17 protein-coding genes are annotated in these 20,448 nt (G+C 70.9%); 4 read left to right on the top strand and 13 right to left on the bottom strand.

Annotation, left to right across the window (positions count from 1 at the left end; translation table 11 throughout):
- The 13 genes from N869_RS05415 to N869_RS05355 all read right to left on the bottom strand — a co-directional run.
- A partial coding sequence (locus N869_RS05415) for a hypothetical protein (protein ID WP_198025968.1) occupies nucleotides 1-244 on the bottom strand: 244 nt, incomplete at its 3' end.
- Between the two features lie 278 nt (nucleotides 245-522).
- Nucleotides 523-951: an OsmC family protein gene (locus N869_RS05410; RefSeq protein WP_035058871.1), complete on the bottom strand. Its 429-nt coding sequence runs from the start codon at nucleotides 949-951 to the stop codon at nucleotides 523-525.
- Nucleotides 952-1,047: 96 nt separating this feature from the next.
- Nucleotides 1,048-2,034 carry a TIGR03557 family F420-dependent LLM class oxidoreductase gene (locus tag N869_RS05405; protein WP_035058869.1) on the bottom strand — a complete coding sequence of 329 codons (987 nt, stop codon included), beginning with the start codon at nucleotides 2,032-2,034 and terminating at the stop codon, nucleotides 1,048-1,050.
- A 76-nt stretch (nucleotides 2,035-2,110) separates the two neighbouring features.
- Nucleotides 2,111-2,599, bottom strand: a complete 489-nt coding sequence (locus tag N869_RS05400) for a hypothetical protein (RefSeq protein WP_156968356.1) — start codon at nucleotides 2,597-2,599, stop codon at nucleotides 2,111-2,113.
- Complete coding sequence (locus tag N869_RS05395) at nucleotides 2,596-3,570, bottom strand: ATP-grasp domain-containing protein (protein WP_035058863.1); 975 nt, start codon at nucleotides 3,568-3,570, stop codon at nucleotides 2,596-2,598. Before N869_RS05395 ends, N869_RS05400 begins: the two co-directional genes overlap by 4 nt.
- A 73-nt stretch (nucleotides 3,571-3,643) precedes the next feature.
- The gene (locus N869_RS05390; protein WP_156968355.1) at nucleotides 3,644-4,807 is read right to left on the bottom strand and encodes an MFS transporter; all 1,164 of its coding nucleotides are present in this window, start codon (nucleotides 4,805-4,807) and stop codon (nucleotides 3,644-3,646) included.
- 368 nt (nucleotides 4,808-5,175) lie between these two features.
- Entirely contained in the window at nucleotides 5,176-6,030 is an 855-nt protein-coding gene (locus tag N869_RS05385) for a VanW family protein (protein WP_052105074.1), read from the bottom strand.
- 237 nt (nucleotides 6,031-6,267) lie between these two features.
- Nucleotides 6,268-6,693, bottom strand: a complete 426-nt coding sequence (locus tag N869_RS17295) for a hypothetical protein (protein WP_156968354.1) — start codon at nucleotides 6,691-6,693, stop codon at nucleotides 6,268-6,270.
- The gene (locus tag N869_RS05375; RefSeq protein ID WP_035058855.1) at nucleotides 6,690-9,872 is read right to left on the bottom strand and encodes a type I restriction endonuclease subunit R; all 3,183 of its coding nucleotides are present in this window, start codon (nucleotides 9,870-9,872) and stop codon (nucleotides 6,690-6,692) included. Before N869_RS05375 ends, N869_RS17295 begins: the two co-directional genes overlap by 4 nt.
- A 195-nt stretch (nucleotides 9,873-10,067) precedes the next feature.
- Nucleotides 10,068-11,411 carry a DUF4041 domain-containing protein gene (locus N869_RS05370; protein WP_035058853.1) on the bottom strand — a complete coding sequence of 448 codons (1,344 nt, stop codon included), beginning with the start codon at nucleotides 11,409-11,411 and terminating at the stop codon, nucleotides 10,068-10,070.
- Nucleotides 11,412-11,744: 333 nt separating this feature from the next.
- The gene (locus tag N869_RS05365; protein WP_084136473.1) at nucleotides 11,745-12,842 is read right to left on the bottom strand and encodes a restriction endonuclease subunit S; all 1,098 of its coding nucleotides are present in this window, start codon (nucleotides 12,840-12,842) and stop codon (nucleotides 11,745-11,747) included.
- Nucleotides 12,835-14,463: a class I SAM-dependent DNA methyltransferase gene (locus N869_RS05360; protein WP_035058847.1), complete on the bottom strand. Its 1,629-nt coding sequence runs from the start codon at nucleotides 14,461-14,463 to the stop codon at nucleotides 12,835-12,837. Before N869_RS05360 ends, N869_RS05365 begins: the two co-directional genes overlap by 8 nt.
- A gap of 2 nt (nucleotides 14,464-14,465) precedes the next feature.
- The gene (locus N869_RS05355; protein ID WP_052105070.1) at nucleotides 14,466-16,517 is read right to left on the bottom strand and encodes a hypothetical protein; all 2,052 of its coding nucleotides are present in this window, start codon (nucleotides 16,515-16,517) and stop codon (nucleotides 14,466-14,468) included.
- A 147-nt stretch (nucleotides 16,518-16,664) separates the two neighbouring features.
- On the opposite strand from N869_RS05355, the gene N869_RS17675 reads away from it, so the two are divergent.
- From N869_RS17675 to N869_RS05335, 4 genes are all read left to right on the top strand, one after another.
- Nucleotides 16,665-17,294 (top strand): hypothetical protein, encoded by a 630-nt coding sequence (locus N869_RS17675; protein WP_052105068.1) that lies wholly within the window; start codon nucleotides 16,665-16,667, stop codon nucleotides 17,292-17,294.
- 47 nt (nucleotides 17,295-17,341) lie between these two features.
- Nucleotides 17,342-17,863 carry a PASTA domain-containing protein gene (locus N869_RS16410; protein WP_198025967.1) on the top strand — a complete coding sequence of 174 codons (522 nt, stop codon included), beginning with the start codon at nucleotides 17,342-17,344 and terminating at the stop codon, nucleotides 17,861-17,863.
- Nucleotides 17,864-18,083: 220 nt separating this feature from the next.
- Nucleotides 18,084-19,106: a 3-oxoacyl-ACP synthase III gene (locus N869_RS05340; RefSeq protein ID WP_232229621.1), complete on the top strand. Its 1,023-nt coding sequence runs from the start codon at nucleotides 18,084-18,086 to the stop codon at nucleotides 19,104-19,106.
- Nucleotides 19,107-19,111: 5 nt separating this feature from the next.
- Nucleotides 19,112-20,448: alpha/beta fold hydrolase (locus tag N869_RS05335; protein WP_035058876.1), on the top strand; the 1,337-nt coding region annotated here is incomplete at its 3' end.

Here is a 20,448-nt window from a genome sequence, read left to right as displayed (position 1 = left end):
GGGCGGCGTGCCGGTCGGCGACGCGGTCCAGGACGACCGCGGCGAGCGCCAGGGCCGCGAGGGCACCGACGACCGCCGGCAACCAGGCGTCGGGCACCAGGCCCGCGTCGTCGGGGATGAACGGGAGGGCTGCGAGACCGGCGACGCACACCAGGGTCACGAGCGCCAGCGTCCACGTGTCGCGCAGCCGCTGGGCGAACCGTCCCCGTGTGCGTCCGGTGCTGGTGTCCGGGTGGGGGTCCATGCCCCAGACCATCCCAGTCGGCGGCCGTGGCGTGCCGTCGTCCACAGGGTCGAGATTCACCCGTTCGGCGTAGCGCCCGCCGGTGCGGGAGCCCCCAAGTTCCTCGTGAGCCCCCGGTCGCCCGGAAGCCCCCGGTCGCCCGGAAGCCCGCGGTCGCCCGGAAGCCCGCGGCCCGAACGGGACCGATCTGTTACGGAAACCGTTACTGATCGGTCCCACTCGGGCGTGCGGGCGTGTGGGCGTGCGGGCGGGCGTGCGGGGTGGGGGTGTGTCGGGTGTCAGGGGGTGATGGTGACGGTGACGGGGGTGGGGGCCTCGACGGTGCGGGAGACGGTGCACGAGCGGTCGTGGGAGACCTGGACGGCGCGCGGGAGCGCGGCGCGTGCGGCGTCCCCAGCCTCGCCGTCGGGGAACCGCACCGTGAAGGTGAGGGTGATGTCCTTGAGGATGTTGCCGTCCTCCCCGCGGACGTTCTCGGCACCGACGACGGCCTCGAACACCTCGGGCTCGGCGCGTCGGCCGGTGATCGTGTCGACGTCCACCGCGGAGCACCCGCCGATCGCGGCGAGCAGCAGCTCGACCGGGGTGAAGTCGTCGGACGCGGCACCGGTGGTCATCTGCAGCTCACCGCCACGGGCGTTGCGGGCGAGGTAGGTGCCCGTCCGGACGCGTTCGATCCGGACCTCGCGGTGCGTGCCGTCGGCCATGATCTGCCCCTCTTCGCTCGGACGTCAGGTGGTGGGCCCGGTGGTGCGGGCCCACCACGATCATGCCCGGCGGCGGTCAGGTGCGCGCCGGTCGTCTCACTCGGACGGTGCGGCGGCCCGGAGCTTGTCGAGCAGGGGGCCGGCGGCCGTGTCGAGGAACTCCTGCTGCTTCTCGTCACCGACCTGGATGAACGCCAGGTCGGTGAAGCCGGCCTCCCAGTAGACGGACGCGGCCTCGACGATGGCGTCCAGGTCGGGACCGCAGGGGATCGCCTCGGCGACGTTCTCCGGCGTGACGAACTGGGTGGCGCCCTCGAACGCCTCGGTGGTGGGCAGGTCGGCGTTCACCTTCCACCCACCGGCGAACCACCGGAACTGGTCGTGTGCGCGTGCGGTCGCGGCGTCGATGTCGGGGTCCCACGAGATCGGGATCTGACCGATCTTGCGCGACGGACCGGCGCCGGCGTCCTGCCGTGCCTGGTCCCAACGCTGCAGGATCGACGCCTCCGGCTCGGTGGTGACCAGGTGGTCGGCCAGGGGCGCGAACCGTTCGATGGACTGGGGGCCGGAGACCGCCACACCCACCTCGACGGGGTTCTCGGGCCGGTCCCACAGGTAGGCGGAGTCCACCCGGAAGTGCTGCCCGTCGAACGTCAGGCGCTCGCCCTCGAGCAGCAGCCGGATGATCTCGACGGCCTCCTGGAGCATGTCGTGGCGCTCACCGACGGACGGCCACCGCTGCCCGACGACGTGCTCGTTGAGGTTCTCGCCCGCGCCCAGGTTCAGCTGGAACCGGCCACCGCTCAGCACACCCATGGTCGCGGCCTGCTGCGCGACCACCGCGGGGTGGTACCGCAGGATGGGGCAGGTCACGAACGACATGAGCTCGATGCTGTCCGTGGCCTGCGCGACCCCGCCGAGCACCGACCACACGAACGGGGCATGACCCTGGGAGTCCAACCACGGGAAGTAGTGGTCGCTGGCGACCTCGAAGTCGAACCCGGCCCGCTCCGCGGCTCCCGCGTAGCGCACGAGGTCACGGGGACCGCTCTGCTCGGTCATCAACGTGTACCCGAATCTCATGCATCCAGGCTCACACCGCCGCCCCGCATCGGCATCCTGAACGTGGGAGCGATCCAGGACGCGGGGTCGGCGCGGGTCAACGCGGGGCGTTGAGCGCCTCGAGCAGCTCGCCGGCCCGGTCGCTCGCGACGACGTAGCTGCGGCGGCCCCCGCGCAGGCGCATGACCACCCCGGTGCCCGGCCGGACGAGCAACGCCATGCGTCCGCCGCCCAGGGACCGCAACCCCAGCCCTCCGGAACGCAGGGCGCTGAGGGGCTCGACCTCGGCGCCCTCCAGCTCGCTCCACGGGATCTGGCGGTGCCAGATGCTGAACCCGAGCCGGAGCTCCAGCTCCACACCGTCAGGGCCGACCCGGACGACGGACGACATCAGGGCGCACCCCACGCACAGCGCCAGGCCGAACAGCGATGCCCCGATCAGTCCCGCACGCTCGCCGCCGGTCGACATGTCCGGCAACCCGGCGATCAGGATGGACGCCGTCAACCCCACGCCGAACACCACGAGCAGGACGGTGAGCGCCCGGGTCGTGTACCTGACCTCGCAGAACGTCATACCGCCCCTCACCCGGCCGCACCTCGAGTGATCCCGGCCCCGTTCGGCGCTCCCGTTGGGTGGAACCACGGTGCGCCGAGGATGACGTCGACGTCTCGCCTGAGCGCGTCAGGATCGGTGTTCGTGAGGAGGACCGCCGCACCGAGCCGGCCGTCGGGCGCCGTCGCGAACTCGGTGTGGACGACGAACTCCCCGTCCGAGCCGAGTGCGGACACCACGCGCTCGTTCAGCTCATGCGCGGCCACGGCCTGCGGCTTGTCGGCCGGCAGGGTCCACCCGCCCAGCACCTGGCCCCGTTCGAACCCGAGCAGGGGCCCCAGGTAGTGGCCCGCCTGGACGGGACGGACGTCGCCCTGGCGCACCATCGCGTTGACGTGCCCGAGGGGGCCGTTCACGAACTCCTCGACCTGCCACCCCGTCTCACCGTCGTGCCGTGCCAACCACCCGAGGACGGCGTCGGCGTCGGCGAGCACCTCGACGCCCCGTGAGTTCGCCTCGCGTCGTGGCTTCACCACGGCGGGGAGCCCGACGGTCGCGATCACGTGATCGGCGACGGCACGGGAGGACGTGACGGCCGGTTCGAAGGTCAGGTGCCGCGGGACGGGGACGCCGGCGGCCTCGAGCCGATCCTTCATCAGCACCTTGTCGCGGTACCCCTGAAGGTGCTCGGGGTGCCGTGGCGGAAGGCCGATGACCGCGCGCAGCCGTGCGCACTCGAGCAGGCAGTACTCGTCGTTGCTGACGACCTCTGCGGCACCTCCGGACCGCACGACGGACTCCCACTGGTCGCGTCCGGCGCGCACGACCTCGACCGACGCGTCGACATCCTCACGCAGCACGGCCGCCGGGTCGGCGTCGGTGAGGACCACGACCTCGAACAGGTCGCGCGGGAACGCCTCGGCGGGGTCGGTCGTGAGGGGCTGACGAGAGTGGAGCACGAACACGCGCCGGGTCGGCTCTGCGGGGACCGGCTCCATCGTCATCTGCTGCCTTCCAGTAACGGTGCGTCCATGGGGCCGCTGCCGAACGGTTGGGTGCGCCCGCTCGTTCCGACAGTCATGGGAGTGCACCTCTCGTGACGGGTTGCGGCGTGCTGCGCCAGTTCGCCACGGCGCCGAGTGTTCCCGCGCCCATCGCTACCAGACCGACGGCGACGAGCGCCGTGCCTGCGGCTGTGACGTCGATGAACCCCGCGCCGATGAACCCAGCGAACACCGTGGACTGCAGGATCAGCACGTAGGAGGGCATGCGGTGGGGGCGGTACTCGGCCCGCACCTGCTTCATCAGGAAACCGGCCATGAGAGTGTTCTGCACCCCGTTGGCGATGCCGACGACGAGGGCGGCGACGACCAGCTGCCAGGCGGTCTGCGCCACCCCGAGGCCGGCGATGGCCACACCGATCACCGCGGCGGCGAGCGAGGCGCCGGCGGGCTCCCCGAAGCGCCCCGCATGCTTGGCGAGGAGCAGCGGACCGGCGACCAGTCCGACGCTGAGGCCGGCGACCACTGCCCCATAGGTCGTGGCCTCGAGCTCGAGCTCGGACCGCACGCGGACGATGAGGAGCACGTTCAGCGCGGACGTCACCAGGACCGTGACGATCAGGGGGGCCAGGGCGCGCGCGACGCGAGGCGTCCTGAGCAGACCGACGACGTCGAGGCCTTTGCGACCGCCGGGCACGGTCTCCCGCCCGACGTCGGGGCCGACGAGGGAACGTTGGGCGAGCAGCACCCCCGGAGCGGCGAGCAGCATGAGGGCCGCCAAGATCAGCAGGCCGCGGGTCCCGGAGGACAGCGCGAACAGTGCGGCACCGAGCAACGGACCGACGACGTAGCCGAGGTTCCGCACGGTCTGCACGACGCGGTTGGCCCCGTCGAGGGCAGCCTCGGACGACATCACGGCGGGCAGGGCGACCAGGACCGCCGACCACAGCATCGCCCCGAGGCAGCCGAGTGCCGCTGACACGGCCAGGTACCCCCACAGTTCGTTCAGCACCGAGGCCGCGGCGATGAGGAGAGCCTCGGCGAGGAAGATCGCGCCGATCACCTGCCTCGCCCCGATTGCTGCGAGCACCCGAGGTGCCAGCGGTCCGGCCAGGATCCCCCCGGCGAGACCGGCCGCCAGCAGGGCGGAGATGTGGGCGGGCGACTCGGGAGACCCGTCGGCGAGGCGGAGGGCGAACGCGACCTGGGCGGCCTCGTCACCGAAGCTCCCGAAGAACAGCGCGGCGCACGCCCCGACGACGGCGACGCGGGGGCGCGCAGTGCGCGGGCGGGACGTGGTCAGAGCGCACCCCCTCGCGCGAGCGCCCCGAGGAGGAGCTCGCCCATGCAGGGGACGGGGTCGTCGACACCGAGCTCGGGGACCTCGTCCGGCCCGTCAAGAGTGAGAGCCATGCTGACCGCCCACCTCTCAGTCGTTGACTGGCGCCCGGTCAACCTAGGTGCGTGCGACAGGTGGCGCAAGCAGCCTCTTGGGCGCCGAGCGTCGTCCATTCCGGCTTCTCACCGCCCCGTGACCAGCCTGATGTGGTCACCGGAGCGGGTGGTGCCGTTCTCAGCCGAGGGACGGCTCGGGAGGAGAGGCGAGGGTCACGACCCAGCTGCCAGGAACGGTGCGTACATGAGGCGTCCGGCGTTGACGGCGACGAGCTCGTCGTGGACCTCGATGCCGTCTTCCAGGACGCGGCGTCGCAGGACGTTGCGTCGGGTGAACACCCCGGGGGCGTCGTTGGTCATGATGTGGTCGGCTTCGTAGACCTCGAACTGTGCGGCGACGGGCCGGTCGGCGTACCAGCGTCCGTGCAGGTGGGTGTCGGTGACCTGGACGGACAGGCGGAACGTCAGGGGTGTGGGGTTGTCGACCTGCAGGTCGAGCGCGGGCCAGGCGCAGGTGGCGCCGCTGCCGAACGGTTGGGTGCGCCCGTTGTCGGGGAACACGTCGTAGGAGTGCCGCCACCGTTCGGTGACCACCAGGGGCGTGTGCAGCGTCACCCAGAACAGCAGGTTGGTGAACTGGCACATGCCGCCGCCGGTCCCGGCGCGCAGCCTGCCGTGGTCCAGGACCAGCCCGTCGACGAACCCGCGTCGGGCCGACGGTGACCCCACCTGGCGCCAGAACGACAGGCGCTGACCTGGTCCCAGGGCCAGGCCGTCGAGCCGCGCGGCGGCGATCCGCAGGTTGGTGACCTTGCCACGCTGCAGCGCCATGTCCAGACCGGCGAGTTCGCGCATCAGGGGGGTGGCGTGCTCGGCGGCCAGGTCCGGGCAGGTCTCGGGCGGGACGTGCCGCAACCGGTACCGGGGGTGGGCCCACTGCCAGGTGCGCAGCGCGCGGCGGGCCGCCGGACCCAGGTGCTCGTGGGCGCTGCGCCCCAGGGGGCCGGTCACCTCCAGCGCGCGGCGGACGACGTCCCGCGGTGAGCGGCTGCGCGCGTACCCGGCCATGACGCCCCGTCCTGCACGCCCGTGCCGACGACGGGGTGCGTCCCCGAACGTAGTCGCCTGGGGGTGGGCGGCCCAGGGGCCTGGGTCATGATGGCGCCCTGCGCCCGAGAGGATCATGCGCATCACTTGGTCAAGTTCCCGGCAGTGATGTGGCGGTTCTGAGGGATCCTTGGGGTGGCGTCAGGTGTCCAGAGTGAGGATGGGGTCACCTCCTCGGCGGCGGTGCCGTCACGGTCGCTACCTGAGTTGTCGCAACTTCTTGATCAGGCACGCGGCCTCCTCCTCTGTGATCTCCCAGTCGTCATTCGCTCTCATGGCCTCATCGAGCCACGGGCGGACCTCAGCAAGAGCGCGGTGACAGTCATACATGGCATCGACGAACTCCCGGACTCGGTCTTCGCGGATGGTCTGGGCCAATGCTTCGCCTCGAGGGCCACCCCCTGCGACCGCCGCGACTCCGCCGAGCACGAGGTGCCGGTACGCCTGCGCCGTTGTGAGTGCTGCTACCGCTCGGTCGACGGCGCGACGCTTATCCGAGCGCTCGTCGATCCAGCCCTTGACCCATGGGCCTGCCAACGATCCCAGTAGCGCACCAACCAGAGCGAGTGTCGGTGCGGCAAGATCGGTCCAGGTCATCGCGCCACCATCCAAGACATCCTTCACGCCGCATACCTCGGCGCCATCGACTCCATCTGCTCCATGACCAGCCCGATGGCAGCAGGCTGCTTGTCCGGCGGGTAGTCGTACTTCACGAGCAGCCGCTTGATCGACGACCGGAGCTTCGCCTTGACGTCGTCCCGGACGGTCCAGTCCGTCTTGACGTCCCGTCGCATGATCCCGACCAGCTCGCGCGCGATGTCGGCCAGCACGCCCTCACCCTGAACCTCGACGGCTGACTCGTTCGACGCGACGGCGTCGTAGAACGCGAGCTCGTCCTCGTCGAGCGGCGGCGAGAACCGCGCACCACGGTCCGCCTCGTGCGCCACCTCGTGCGCCAGCTCGATCATCGCCGCCACCACCTCGGCGGCGGTGAGCTGCTGGTTCGTGTACTTCGCCATGATCTCCAGCAGTCGCTCGGAGAACGCACGCTGCCGGACGAGGTTGTGCCGCGACACGCGCCGACTCTCCTCGGCCACGAGCCGACGCAGCGCCTCGATCGCCAGGTGCGGTCGCTCCGCCTCGTGGATGCGCGCGATGACGTCGGGCGTGAGGTCGCTCAGCGAGGGCCGTTCCATCCCAGCCGCTCCGTAGATGTCGAGCACCTCGCTCGACACGACGGCACCGGCCACGAGCTGGTTAAGCATCCGCTGGACGTCGTCGGACACCGGCTCGCCCCGCGCCTGGCGCTCCTCAGCGTCGAACTTCGCCATCCAGACGCGCACCTCTTCGTAGAAGCGCACCTCGTCGCGCAGGCCCGCGACGGCGTCGGCCCGGCCGGCGATGGCCCAGGCCCGGGCTAGCCGCCCAGCCTCCTGGCGGTACCGAACAGCGAGCGTCTCCTCCCCTTCCGCCACCTGGTTGCCGGGCGTCGAAGGGCTACGGAGGTGGTCGACTGTCGACATGACGGCGGCGATCCGACGGCGCGGCTCACCGTGCGCCCAGTCCGCCCGGCGGTCATGGCCCGCGATGCACTCGCGCACACGGGCGACAAGCTCCAGCACGAGCTCCGCAGCCTCGTCGACGGAGCGGCCGATGGGTTTGGCCTCCTGGTCGGTCTCCGTGTACTCGGCGAGTGCCTTCGCCAGGTTCTCCGCCAGCGGCGCGTAGGCCACCAGCAGGCCGTCCTGCTTCCCGCGGAAGGTGCGGTTGACCCGCGCGAGCGTCTGCATGAGCAGCGCGCCCTTGAGCGGCCGGTCGAGGTAGAGGGTGTGCAGCGGGGGCGCGTCGAACCCCGTGAGCATCATGTCCTTGACGATCACGATCTCGAGCTCGTCGTCGGGGTCCTTGAGGCGCGCCTTGACGGCCGCGTTGGCGGAGTCCCGGCGCACGTGGTCCGAGACAGGCGGGCCGTCAGCCGCCGTACCGGAGTAGACGACCTTGATGACGCCGCGGTCGAGCTCGTCCGAGTGCCACTCCGGACGCAGCCGCACGATCTCGTCGTAGAGGCGCGCACAGATCTCCCGCGTCGCGCCGACGACGAGCGCCTTGCCCGGGACGCTCGGGTTCTCCAACGTCCCGAGCACGGCGCGCATCGCCTCGCGCCGGTCCTCCCAGTGGGCGACGAGGTCCTCCGCGAGCGCCGCCAGCCGCTGCGGTGCCCCGTACACGGCGTTGACCACGGCGACGGACTTCTCGATCCGGTCACGCTCGACGTCGTCCAGCCCGGCGGCGGCCTCATCCGCTGCCGCGTCGATGTCGTCCTCGGTGAGCCCCTCGGCCATCTGGACCTTCACGAGCCGGCTCTCGAAGTACACCGGCACCGTCGCGCCGTCCTCGACGGCGCGCGTGAGGTCGTAGATGTCGATGTAGTCGCCGAACACCTCCCGCGTGTTGCGGTCCTCGAAGGAGATCGGCGTTCCGGTGAAGGCGATCAGCGTCGCGCGCGGCAGGGCGTCACGAAGGTGGCGGGCGTACCCGTCGAGGTCGTCATAGTGGCTGCGGTGCGCCTCGTCGACGATGACGACGATGTTCGACCGGTCGGACAGCAGCGGGTGGTCGTACCCACCGAGGCGCTCGGCGTCCGTGCGGCCGAACTTCTGGAGCGTGGTGAAGTAGATGCCGCCGGACATCCGGCCGGACAGCGCCTGCCGGAGCTCCTCACGCCGACGCACCTGGACCGGCTGCTCGGGCAGCAGCCTGGAGCGCGCGAAGGTCTCGTAGAGCTGCCCGTCGAGCTCGTTGCGGTCCGTGACGACGACGATCGTCGGGTTGCGCAGCGATGGGTGGCGCAGCACGTGGTTCGCGTACAGCTCCATCTCCATGGACTTGCCCGAGCCCTGCGTGTGCCAGACGACGCCGGCCTTGCCGTCGCTCTGCACCGCCTGGACAGTCGTGCCCACGGCCTTGGTGACGGCGAAGTACTGGTGCGGCTTGGCGATGCGCTTGACCAGGCCGTCGTCGCCGCCGTCGTCGAAGGCGACGAAGCCGCGGACGAGCTGGAGGAACCGCTCCTGGTTGAACAGGCCCCACAGGAGCGTGTCGAGGGCGGTCTCGCCCTCGTCCCGGTCCGCGGGGCTGACGACGCGTCCGTCGTCGTCGACGTTCCAGGGGGCGAAGTGGTGCAGCGGCGTGAACGGCGTGCCGTACTTGGCGCTGATCCCGTCGCTCGCGACGGTGAGAACGGCGAAGCGGAACGCGAGGGGAAACTCCCGCAGGTACGTCTGCAGCTGGGCGTGCGCAGCGGCGACGTCGGCGTGCGCACCGCCGGCGCGCTTCAGCTCGACGATCGCGACGGGCATGCCGTTGACGTAGAGAACGACGTCGAAGCGTCGCTCGTGCTCGCCTTGGACGATCGTCACCTGGTTCACCGCGAGCCAGTCGTTCTCGTCGGGTTCGGTGCTGAGCAGGCGGATGGTGGGTGTCTGCTCCTGACCGGTGTCGTCGATGTAGGAGACTCCGCGGAAGCCCTCGGTGAGCATCGTGTGGATGCGGTGGTTCTCGGTGATCGCGTCCTGCGAGGCCGGTGCGGTGATGATCGCGAATGCCTGGTCGAGGTACGACGGCGGGACCGTCGGGTTGAGCCGCCGCATCGCCTCGCGCAGCCGGCCGGGGACGAGCAGCTCGCCCCACGACTCACGCTCCCCCGACCCGGGCGCGATGTCGGCGCCGGCGCGCGGCTGCCACATGAGCTCACCCAGGGTGTCGAGGACGAGGTGCTCCCAGACGTCTTCGTGCAGGCTCATTGCTCCTCCACCGTGGTGTCGAGCGGTACCGGTCGGTCGAGGGAGCCACTGATAGGACGGCGCCGAACGCGCTGGATCATAGGTTTCCCAGCGGGAAACGTATGACGTCGGTGGTCTCGCCCTGAACGCCATAGGTTTCCCGTCGTGCGTCGGACGGCTCGTCGCACCGGCTGCTCGTAGCTGTTGCCCTCGCGCTCACTCACCGTCGACTCCTCGGGGGGCGTTGCCGCTCAACGTCCGGCTCTGGCGGTACTCGAGGGCCTCGGGGACCTCCTCGAACGACAGCACCTCGCCGGCGAGGTCCCGCAGGTGCTCAAGGGCCTCGTGCGGGGTGGCGTAGAAGAACTCCCGCCGCAGGTTGACGCGGTTCACGCGGCGGTCGGCGAGCCGTTGGTGCATCGCCGCCTCGATGCCGACGGCGTCGTCGGAGAAGAACAGGGCGTGCACGTCGAACCCGAACGGGACCGAGGCGTCGCCGAGCTCGCGGACCCGGTCCATCGGGTCGAGGCGCCGGGTCATACCCACCTTGATCATGCCGTCACCCATGGAGCCGATGTTCGAGATGACGTACACGTACCCGGCGCGCTGGTTCGCGGTGCGGTAGTCGACGTCCTCGATGGCTCGGTCGACGTCGGCGAGCTGCGCCTCCATGCGGGCTGCCGCCTCGTCGTCGCCCTTGGCACGAAGAGCAGCCAGCGCGTTGAGGTAGTGCTCACGCTCCTTCGTGAGCTTCTCGCGCGCCCGCGCCATCTCCTGCTCGACCTTGCGCTGCTCGCGCAGCACTTCACGCGCGGCGCGCTCGGCCTCCTTCTCCTCCTCCACCTTCGCCAGGTAGTCAGCGCTCAGACGCATCTCGTCGATTCGCACCTTGTGGTAGTGCCGGGAGACTCGGATGCTCATCGAGGTGCCCAGCTTGGCAATGGTGGCCGCCGTCTTCTCGAGGCGGTCGATACTGGCGGCAAGACGATGCGGCCGCAGCGCACGGACGAGAGCGTCGGCCTCGGCGTTGTATGCGCGGAGCATGAGCTTCGACGTCTGCGACACCATCCGGCGGCCCTCGCCAGCCGAGCCATTGACGGTCCAGCCAGTCGCAGCCTCGATCGCTCCGCCGTCCTTGCGTGCCATGGCTTTGATCCGGCCACGCAGAGCCGTGAGCCGCTCGCGGTAGGCGTCGGCGTTCTGGAGGGGGTGCTGGTACTCGTAGACGCCGACCTCCTGGAGGAGTGCCGTCTCCTCGAGCTCGACGACCCGACTCCGGACGTCCGCGAGCGCTCGCTCTGCGACGGCCTGCTCGTCGGCGATCCGACCCAGACGGTCGGCGTGCGCCTGCTCAGCGCGTGCGAGCTCCGCGCCCATCTCGGCGAGGCGGGCGGCGTGGGCGGCATGGTCGGCCTCCAGCCGCGCGGCAGCGGCGGCACGCTCGCGCTCGATGCTGACGGCGTCCATGGCGCCGACCCGCGCGAGCTCCGTCTCGAGCGACGACACCTCGGTGCGCAGGGTCTCAAGTTCCTCGGCCAGCTCGCGGGCGTGCCTGCGCACACCGAACAGGGGTAGGTCGCCAGAACTCTTCTGATCGCGGTCCCCGCGCCGACGCCCTTCACCGTCGGGAATGGGCGACGACGGCGCGTCGGACACGGCGGGAGCCGACGGCGCCGCCTCGGTAACCGGTACCCAGAACTGCCAGTCCGCAGGTGGCGCCGGCCAGTCGGCCGGCGGGCGCCAGCCGGGCGGTGGGCTCCAGCCCTCCGGCGGAGGCGGCCAATTGGGCGGCGGGTTCCAGCGGTACTCGGTCATGACGACTCCTGACTACGGCTGACGAACCCGCGCGCGGTGCTGTCGGCCACGGGCCTTGCACTGCTCTGCGTGGTGCAATCACGTCGCATCGGCGACCACCGCCTCTGCGTCGCGGACGCGCATCCGACCGGACATCAAGGCCGGGAGAAGGGCGTCGCGCGTGGCGGCAAGTTGGATGTTCTCGGCACGCGCCGCGCCAGCACGACGAACTGCAGCGGTGACGCCGCTCTGGACCTCAGCGGCGAGTTCGGTCGGGTCGCCGACGAGAGTCATGAGCATCTCCGCAGGTCGCACACGCTGGTGGCTCCCCGACGTGCCAGCCACCATTCCGGCCAGCGTCGCTGAGAACGCCGGCTGGGCGACCAGAGCCCAAAGGACGGCGGTGGTGATCTCCTTCGGTTCGAGCACGACGAACTCTGTCGACGCGAGAACCGGCAACTCACCGATCTGGGGGACCTCCCAGACACGCGGGAAGCGCGGGTTCAGCTTCGACACGAGCACTGCGGGCGTGCTCACAAGGAACTTGTTGCTCTTGATTGTCGACGGGTCGACCCGCTCGGGTCCCTGCGCGGCGTCGAAGGCGGGGAGGCTGTAGTGGTCGACCAAAGTCGCACCCGTTGACTCAGGTGCCACCGACCTTCGTGCGTGCTCAGCGAGCGACGCGAGCGGTACCGACGCTGGCGCCGTCGACGCCAAGGCGATCGCCAACGCGTCGGCGGTGGTGGCGAGGCGGGTGTTGGCGGCGATCTTGTCGTCGAGCGCGCCCAGCACCTCCGCGATCGCCCGCTGCTCCGCGAGCGGTGGGACCAAGACCTCCACGCCCGCGATGTAGTTCCGGTTCAACATCGGCTGAACGCTGCCGGAGTCATAGCCCTTGAGGTCAATCGACTCGAAGAGGTGGAAGACCCAGCGCGGCACGTTGTCCTTGAAATCAGCCACGTAGAGGGTGGTGTTCAGTGGCCAAAAGTCGGTGGCACACCAGGTCGGTTCACCAAGGTTGGTGGCTCGACCGACAACCATCCCAGGACCTCGCACGGGGCCTTCAACGTGGGATCCGGCGACGGAGCCAGCTGACAGAACGGGGTACGGCCCCGGCTTACGCATGCGGGTCGGTAGGTCAAAACCACGTCGCAGCTCAACCACGTCAGCCAGCGAACGCCGCGACCACTCAGCCACGGGCCCGCCCCAGCTGCTCGCGCACGACCTTCTCCAGGCGTGCGGACTCGTCGAAGGCGGCGAAGAGCTCGCTCGTCAGCCGCTGGATCTTCTCCTCGATCGGCTCTCCGTCGTCCTCGACCTCAGCCGCGCCGACGTACCGGCCCGGCGTCAGGACGTAGTCGGCGGCCTTGATCTCCGCGAGCGTCGCCGACTTGCAGAAGCCGGGGACGTCCTCGTATTCGATCCCGGCGTCGTCGGCCGACTTGGTTCCGCGCCACGCGTGGAACGTGTCGGCGATCTTCGCGATGTCCTCGTCGGACAGCGCGCGCTCGGCACGGTCGACCATGTGCCCGAGGTTCCGGGCATCGATGAAGAGCACCTGCCCGGTGCGGTCGACCGACCCCTTGGCCCCAGCCGTCTTGTCCTTCGCGAAGAACCACACGCACACCGGGATGCCGGTCGAGCGGAACAGCTGCGTCGGTAGCGCCACCATGCAGGACACGAGGTCCGCCTCGACGATCCGCGCGCGGATCTCCCCCTCGCCGCCGGAGTTCGTCGACATCGACCCGTTCGCCATCACGACACCGGCGGAACCGCCCGGCGCCAGCTTGGCGAGGATGTGCTGGATCCACGCGTAGTTCGCGTTCCGCTCCGGCGGCACCCCGTAGCGCCACCGGGGGTCGGACTCGCTGCGCGCCCATGCCTTGACATTGAACGGCGGGTTGGCGAGCACGTAGTCCATCTCGACGTCCGGGTGGACGTCACGGGCGAACGTGTCCTGCCACTTCGTGCCCAGGTTCGCGTTGAGCCCGTGCACGGCGAGGTTCATCTTCGCCATGCGCCACGTGCGCTCGTTGAGCTCCTGCCCGTAGACGGAGATCGCCTGGAGGTCGGCGTTGTGCTGCTCGAGGAACTTCTCCGTCTGCACGAACATGCCGCCCGACCCGCAGCACGGGTCGTACACCCGACCCCGGTACGGCTCGAGGACGTCGACGAGCACTCGAACCACGTGCCGCGGGGTGTAGAACTCCCCGCCCCGCTTGCCCTCCGCCGCAGCGAAGTTGCCGAGGAAGTACTCGTAGACCTCGCCCAGCAGGTCGCGGGCCTTCGTCTGTCCGTCACCGGCGAAGCGCGCGTCGTTGAACAGGTCGATGAGCTCACCGAGGCGCCGCTGGTCGACGTTGTCGCGGTTGTAGATGCGCGGCAGCGTGCCGACCAGCGACGCGTTGGACCCCATGATGTGGTCCATCGCTCCGTCGACGAGCTCACCGATCGTCTGCCCGGGCTGGCCCATCGCCGGGGCGAGGCCCTTGGCGTTCTCCGCGAGGTAGCGCCAGCGCGCCGTCGGCGGGACCCAGAACACGCCCGCGCCGGTGTACTCGTCGCGGTCGTCGAGCAGGTTCTCGATCTGGTCCTCCCGGTACCCCTGATCGGTCAGCTCGGCGCGGATCTGCTCGCGACGCTCGTCGAACGCGTCCGAGACGTACTTGAGGAACACCAGCCCGAGGATCACGTCCTTGTACTGCGAGGCGTCCATCGAACCGCGAAGCCGGTCGGCCGCCTTCCACAGCGTGTCCTTGAGCTCCTTCATCGTCATGGGGGCCGACGGGTCGACGACCCGCTTCTTCCTCGGTGGCATGGTCAGCCTTCCTGTCCGTGGTGAAGATCGTCACGATCGGGGATGGGGTTGAGGGTCAGGCCGCCGGTGCTGACACCGTCGAGCAAGGCGGCAGTGAGGTCGTCCAGCGCGTCCGCACGCGCCGTGAGCGAGTGGTGCAGATCAACGATCGTCCGCAGCGCGGCGTCGACAGCAGCCGTCTGCCCGGCGGGGACCAGTCGCACAGGCCAGCTGCGCCATGCAAACCGCGACGGTGCGGACCGGATGGCGTGGGCGAGTAGGTGGGGTGTCAGGCCCTTGGCCTGGTCCGCGACCACCCGCAGCACGCGGGCCGGCTGCGCCACCACCGCCAAGCCCAGATCGTCCACCACCGCGCCCGGCCCGGAGCAGAAGACCACGTCACCGGGCTCGGTGTAACGGCCGGACGGGTAGGCGACGCTGAAGCTCACGCGGTCAAGGGTGCGCTCACCGACGCGCCGCCGACCCGCGATCTCGTCCGTGCCGATCACCCGCACCTCGCCGTCCGGCACGATGTCGTCCGGATCTATCGTGGTGCCCGGCACGGTGCGCACGGCACCCGTGCGCACCAGCTCACCCAGCGTGGTCGTCACGACACCACCGTGCTCGCCCTGCGACACGTCCAAGGTCACGGCAGGGACCGGCGCAGTCACAGCGGTCGCCAGCTCCTCGATGATCACCGCGAGCTCCGCAGGGCTGCGTCGTGGCCGCCGCGCGGGAGGTGCCACGGTCACGAGATCGCCCCCCGCGGCCTGGACGCTGCTCGCAGGGACAAGTCGAGCGAACCGGAACGCGTGCCGGCGCGCGGCCTCGCGGTCGCCAAGCGCTGCGACGACGTCCGTCACCACGTCCTCGACCGCCCCCGGGTCCAGTCGCTGCCCCGTGAGATCCGCGAGGGCGACCCAACGGTCCTCGGCCCGCACCGTGGCCTGGGCGGGTCCCAGCACCCAGACCCCCAAGGCCTGGCGAGACCGTGCCGGCCACAACCCCGCAGGCAGCCGGACCATGGCCCGCACCCTTCCCGTCCGCAGCACATCGGCCCGAACGTTCGCGACCTCAGGCGTCCGGGCCCGGTCAGTCAGTGCGGACGCAGGCCCGACGACGACCGCCCGGTGGTCCTCATCCATCGTGAGCGCGATCCGCTCGACCGTCTCGATGACCTCCCGGTCGTCCAGGTGCGGGCGGGACGGGCACGGGAGCTGCACGGCAACCACAGCGCGCGAAGGAAAGGCGTCCTCAATGGCAGGTCCCGGTGGACTCACATCCCAGCTTCCGGCGGCCAGCCGCCGGCGCCCCAAGCGGACCATCGGATGCTCCGGGTCGCCGCCCAGCGACGCGGACCGTTCAGCATCCTCGCTGAGGTGCGTCCCCGCAGCGAGGATGCACACCCCGGCGCCGGTCACGTCCACGAACGGACGGTCGCCTTGAGCAAGTGCCGCTGCCACCGCCCCCACCAGCGTCACGGCCGCGTCAGCCAGCACCGTCTGGTCCAGCTCCTGAAGACGCAGACGCCGGTGGCGGGCGACCAGGCGCTCGAGCGCAGCAGCAGGGGAGAACCCCGCGCTGGCCACGGCTTCTGCGTGGGCTGCCCACCGCGGCAGGTCGTCGCCCAGGGCCTCCATCTCCCCGTAGAGCAGGCGGTCGTCCGGATCCCATGCATCGGCGAGGTCCAGCAGATCGTCCCGGTGGCCGCCCAGGAGGTCGGTGCCGGCAACCGCCTTGAGGCACAGCAACGCCGTGAGCCCCTGGGCGACGACGGTGCGTTCACGCTCCGGCAGCACGTCGAGCGCGACGGCAAGAGCGGCATCGGCCCGCGCGTGCGGGTTGTTCCCCCGTCCCGTGCGCTCGAGCCACGCGACCACGTCCTGAGCGGCGAAGTAGGGCCGCCCCCCGGACGTCACCACGGGATCCGGGAACGGGTCGCCCGTCTCTCCGTGGCGCGAACGCCAGACCGTGGCAACGGGACGCTGGACGTCGGCCAGGTGGGCGACATCGGCCAGGGAGAGGACACCGTGCGGCGCCGCCAACGAGGCGGGCGGAGCGGCGTCCTGGGTCATGGGAAGCACCGTAGAACTCCCGCAGCGAGAGCGCTAAAAGAACCGCGATAAGTCCTCTTATCAGTAGGAGGCTTGGAGTCTGGGGGGAGCTCAGAGGACCGTCGGTCTCGGCCCGCACCGGCGGCCCAGACCTACGGGAGGCGCACGATGACCGGAACACCGAACCCCGAGCCTGCCTCGCTGCCGCGAGACCCGGCTCCCAAGGCCGACAGCTACAAGCCGCAGAGACGCCGTCGCTTCGCACTCCCACTCACCGCAGCCGTCACGGGCTTCCTCGGCATGATCCTCGGTGCCGGCATGGGAGCCGGTGTCGACACGGCGTCCAGCACCGATAACCGCGACGTCGCCGCCGAACAGGGTCCGTCCGCCGAGGAGACGGCTGAGCAGGACGACCGCATCCGCGCTGCCGAGCAGGACGCCGCCGCGGCGATCGCCGCCGCCGAGGAGAGCCTGGCCGACCTCGAAGTCAGAGAGACGGAACTGGACGAACGTGAGGCCGCGATCGCCGCACGCGAGGAAGCCGTCACCGCCACCGAGGAGCGCGCCGCAGCCACCCAGATCGACATCGGCACCTGGACCGTCGGCGTCGACGTCGAACCGGGCTCGTACCGCACCGTCGACGCGGTCACCAGCACCTGCTACTGGGGCATCTACCGGACCGGCACCAACAAGGCCGACATCGTCGACAACGACGTGGTCCAGGGCGGCTACCCGAGCGTCACCCTCCGCGAGGGGCAGGACTTCGAGAACGGCTGCGGCGTCTGGGTGAAGCAGTGAGCGCGCGGCGATCCACGGCCCCGGCCCCCCGCGCAGTCCTGGGAGCGGTGTTCGCATCCACCGTCCTGACCCTCGCCGCGTGCGGCCCGGCAGAAGTCGCCCTGCCGGATGTCAGCGGCGAGCCCGTGACCGAAGCCCTCGCGACCCTCGAAGAAGCCGGCTTCGAGGTGGACCTCCGTGGTCTCGAGGCCGACGACGACAACGTGGAGGCGTGGACGGTCCGATCGCAGACACCCGCGAGTGGACAGGTCACACGCGGCGAGACCATCACCATTCGGGTGAGGAGCATCCTCAACGCCGCTCGCGACGCGTGCGACGCCGGCGAGGTGGCTGACGGGGGGCGGACCCTCGTCCTGGACATGCACGGCGAGCAGCTGTTCAGCGGTGACCTCGAGTACGCCGACGTCCGCTGTGTCCTCGACGAGCTCGACGTGCCTCAGGCCGTCCTGACGAAGATGGGTGCGACCCGATCCCTGGACGGGCGTCAGGAGGACGACTGGAACGGGATCAACGCGTCGTGGAGCTATCACCCGCGCACCGGGTTGGACGTCGTCCTCGAGCTGGACTGACGGCGAGGGTGGGCTGCACCCGGAAGTCACGGGTGCAGCGACCCGCGTCCTGGCGATCGGGTTCGCCGCACCGCCCCACCCGAACAGCCCAATGCGCACCACGCCTGAGCAATACTGTCGGTGCAGGTCAGCGCCTCGCCGCGCCGACCCGCATGCGTCACCCCGCCCGTCCGGTGCAGGATGGGCGTCTGACGATTTCTCTGACGAGCGGGGTTCCACGGTGACCGGTAACGCGATGTCCGTGCACGACAACGTCGCGTTGCTGTCCCTGGCGACCATCACACCGGAGCGTGTGACGACGTCGGCGGACATCGACGAGCGCCTGGCACCGGCGCTCCAGCGCCTGCGCCTGCCCAGCGGGTTGCTGCAGCGGGTCGCCGGTGTGCACGAGCGCCGCAACTGGGCGGAGGGTCAGAGCTTCGACGCCGCCGCCGTCGAGGCCGGTGACAAGGCGCTGGCCGAGGCGGGTGTCGACCGCAACCGGGTGGGCCTCATGGTCAACACCTCCGTCACCCGCAAGCACCTGGAGCCGTCGGTCGCGGTGCGCATCCACCACGGGTTGGGGCTGCCGTCGTCCGCGGTGAACTTCGACATCGCGAACGCCTGCCTCGGGTTCGTCAACGGCATGACCCTGGCCGCCCAGCTGATCGACTCCGGGCAGATCGAGTACGCGGTGGTCGTCAACGGTGAGGACGCCGACGAGATCCAGGTCAACACGATCGAGCGCCTGTGCCGGGACACCGCGACCCGCGCGGACTTCCTGCGGGAGTTCCCCACCCTGACCCTCGGGTCCGGTGCCGTGGCCGCGGTCCTGGGGCGGGCCGACGCCCACCCGGCCGGGCACCGCATCCGCCGGACCGTCACCCGCGCCGCCACCCAGTTCAACGAGCTGTGCGTCGGTGGGGTCAACGGCATGTACACCGACGCCAAGGCCCTGCTGCGCGGTGGCATGCAGCTGGTGATGGCGGCGTGGCGGGAGGCCAAGCAGCACGTCGACTGGTCGGCGATGGACCGCTACATCCTCCACCAGGTCTCTGACGTGCACACCGACGCGATCGTCAAGGCCGCCAAGCTCGACCGTTCCAAGGTGCCCACCACCTACCCCCGCCACGGGAACGTCGGGCCCGCCTCGATCCCCCTGACCCTCGCCCACGAGGCCAACACCCTCAGCCCCGGTGACCGGGTGCTGCTCATGGGCGTGGGCTCGGGTCTCAACACCGCCATGATGGAGCTCGCCTGGTGACCCAGCTGCCCCCCGCAGCCCGCACGACCGCCCCCGCGTCCCTGCCGCCCGAGGGCCTGCCCGGGCTGGACCCGTCGTGGTCACGGCTGCTGTCCGTCCCCCGCACCCCCCTGGCCGGGTCCGGGGCGGACGAACCCACCGTCGTCACCCACCAGTGGCACGTGCTGGACAACCGCCACGACCTGGAGGCCCTGGGCGTCACCCCCGTCGGCACCGTCCTGTGCGTGCACGGCAACCCCACCTGGTCCTACCTGTGGCGGCAGGTGCTGGGCGCCGCCACCGCGACCGCGGCCGACGGTGGCCCGGCGTGGCGGGTCGTGGCCGTGGACCAGCTGGACATGGGGTACTCGGAGCGGACCGGTACCCCCCGGGACCTGGCCCGCCGGGTCCGTGACCTGGCCGACCTCACCGAGGCGCTGGGCGTCGACGGGCCCGTCGTCACCCTGGGTCACGACTGGGGCGGGGTCGTGTCCCTCGGGTGGGCCGTGGACCACCCCGACCAGCTGCGCGGTGTGATGCTCCTCAACACCGCCGTCCACCAACCGGCCGGTACCCCCGTCCCCGCACCGTTGCGGCTCGCCCTGCAGGTGCTCGGCACGGGCACGGTCACCACCCCCGCGTTCCTCGAAACGACCCTCGCCCTGGCCCGCCCGGCCCTGCCCGACGCCGTGAAGGACGCCTACCGGGCCCCCTACCAGGCGCCGGAACGACGCGGGGGCATCGGTGGGTTCGTCGCCGACATCCCCACCGACGCCACCCACCCCAGCCACCCCGAGCTCGAGCGCATCGCCACCGGGGTCGCGGGTCTGACGGTCCCCGCGCTGCTGCTGTGGGGCGCGCAGGACCCGGTGTTCGGCGACCGCTACCTGGACGACCTGCTGGAACGCCTGCCGCACGCCGACGTCCACCGGTACGAGGGCGCCGGCCACCTGGTCGCCGAGGACGCCGGCGTCCACACCCCCGTCCTGGCGTGGCTGGGCGACCGGCACACCGACCTCACCTCACCGGGCACCCGCACCGCACCCCCCACCCCGGGCGCGACCCAGGCCTGGCCCCGTCCGCCCATGTGGCACCAGCTCGACGCACTCGCTGACAGCACCGGCACCGCCCTGGTCGAGATGGCGCCCCCGTCGGGGCCCGCCCCCCGGGTCGTGTCGTGGCAGCTGCTGGCCCGGCGGGTCCGGCAGATCGCCGCCGGCCTGCACCAGGTGGGTGTGCGGCGTGGGGACCGGGTCTCGCTGCTCGTCCCCCCGGGGGCCGACCTCACCGCCGTCCTGTACGCCTGCCTGCGCCTGGGCGCGGTCGTGGTGGTCGCCGACGCGGGCCTGGGCGTCCGAGGCCT

The sequence above is a fragment of the Cellulomonas bogoriensis 69B4 = DSM 16987 genome (assembly GCF_000767165.1).
In the GTDB taxonomy this organism is placed as follows: domain Bacteria; phylum Actinomycetota; class Actinomycetes; order Actinomycetales; family Cellulomonadaceae; genus Actinotalea; species Actinotalea bogoriensis.
The sequence above is the reverse complement of the archived record's forward strand: the minus strand, read 5'-3'. Positions and strand labels throughout refer to the sequence as shown.

Excerpts from the sequence above, each read along its gene's own strand:
- N869_RS05410 (WP_035058871.1), bottom strand. The coding sequence starts at position 951 with ATGGCCGACGGCACGCACCGCGAGGTCCGGATCGAACGCGTCCGGACG.
- N869_RS05405 (WP_035058869.1), bottom strand. The coding sequence starts at position 2,034 with ATGAGATTCGGGTACACGTTGATGACCGAGCAGAGCGGTCCCCGTGAC.
- N869_RS05395 (WP_035058863.1), bottom strand. The coding sequence starts at position 3,570 with ATGACGATGGAGCCGGTCCCCGCAGAGCCGACCCGGCGCGTGTTCGTG.
- N869_RS05385 (WP_052105074.1), bottom strand. The coding sequence starts at position 6,030 with ATGGCCGGGTACGCGCGCAGCCGCTCACCGCGGGACGTCGTCCGCCGC.
- N869_RS05375 (WP_035058855.1), bottom strand. The coding sequence starts at position 9,872 with ATGAGCCTGCACGAAGACGTCTGGGAGCACCTCGTCCTCGACACCCTG.
- N869_RS05360 (WP_035058847.1), bottom strand. The coding sequence starts at position 14,463 with ATGCCACCGAGGAAGAAGCGGGTCGTCGACCCGTCGGCCCCCATGACG.
- N869_RS05355 (WP_052105070.1), bottom strand. The coding sequence starts at position 16,517 with ATGACCCAGGACGCCGCTCCGCCCGCCTCGTTGGCGGCGCCGCACGGT.
- N869_RS17675 (WP_052105068.1), top strand. The coding sequence starts at position 16,665 with ATGACCGGAACACCGAACCCCGAGCCTGCCTCGCTGCCGCGAGACCCG.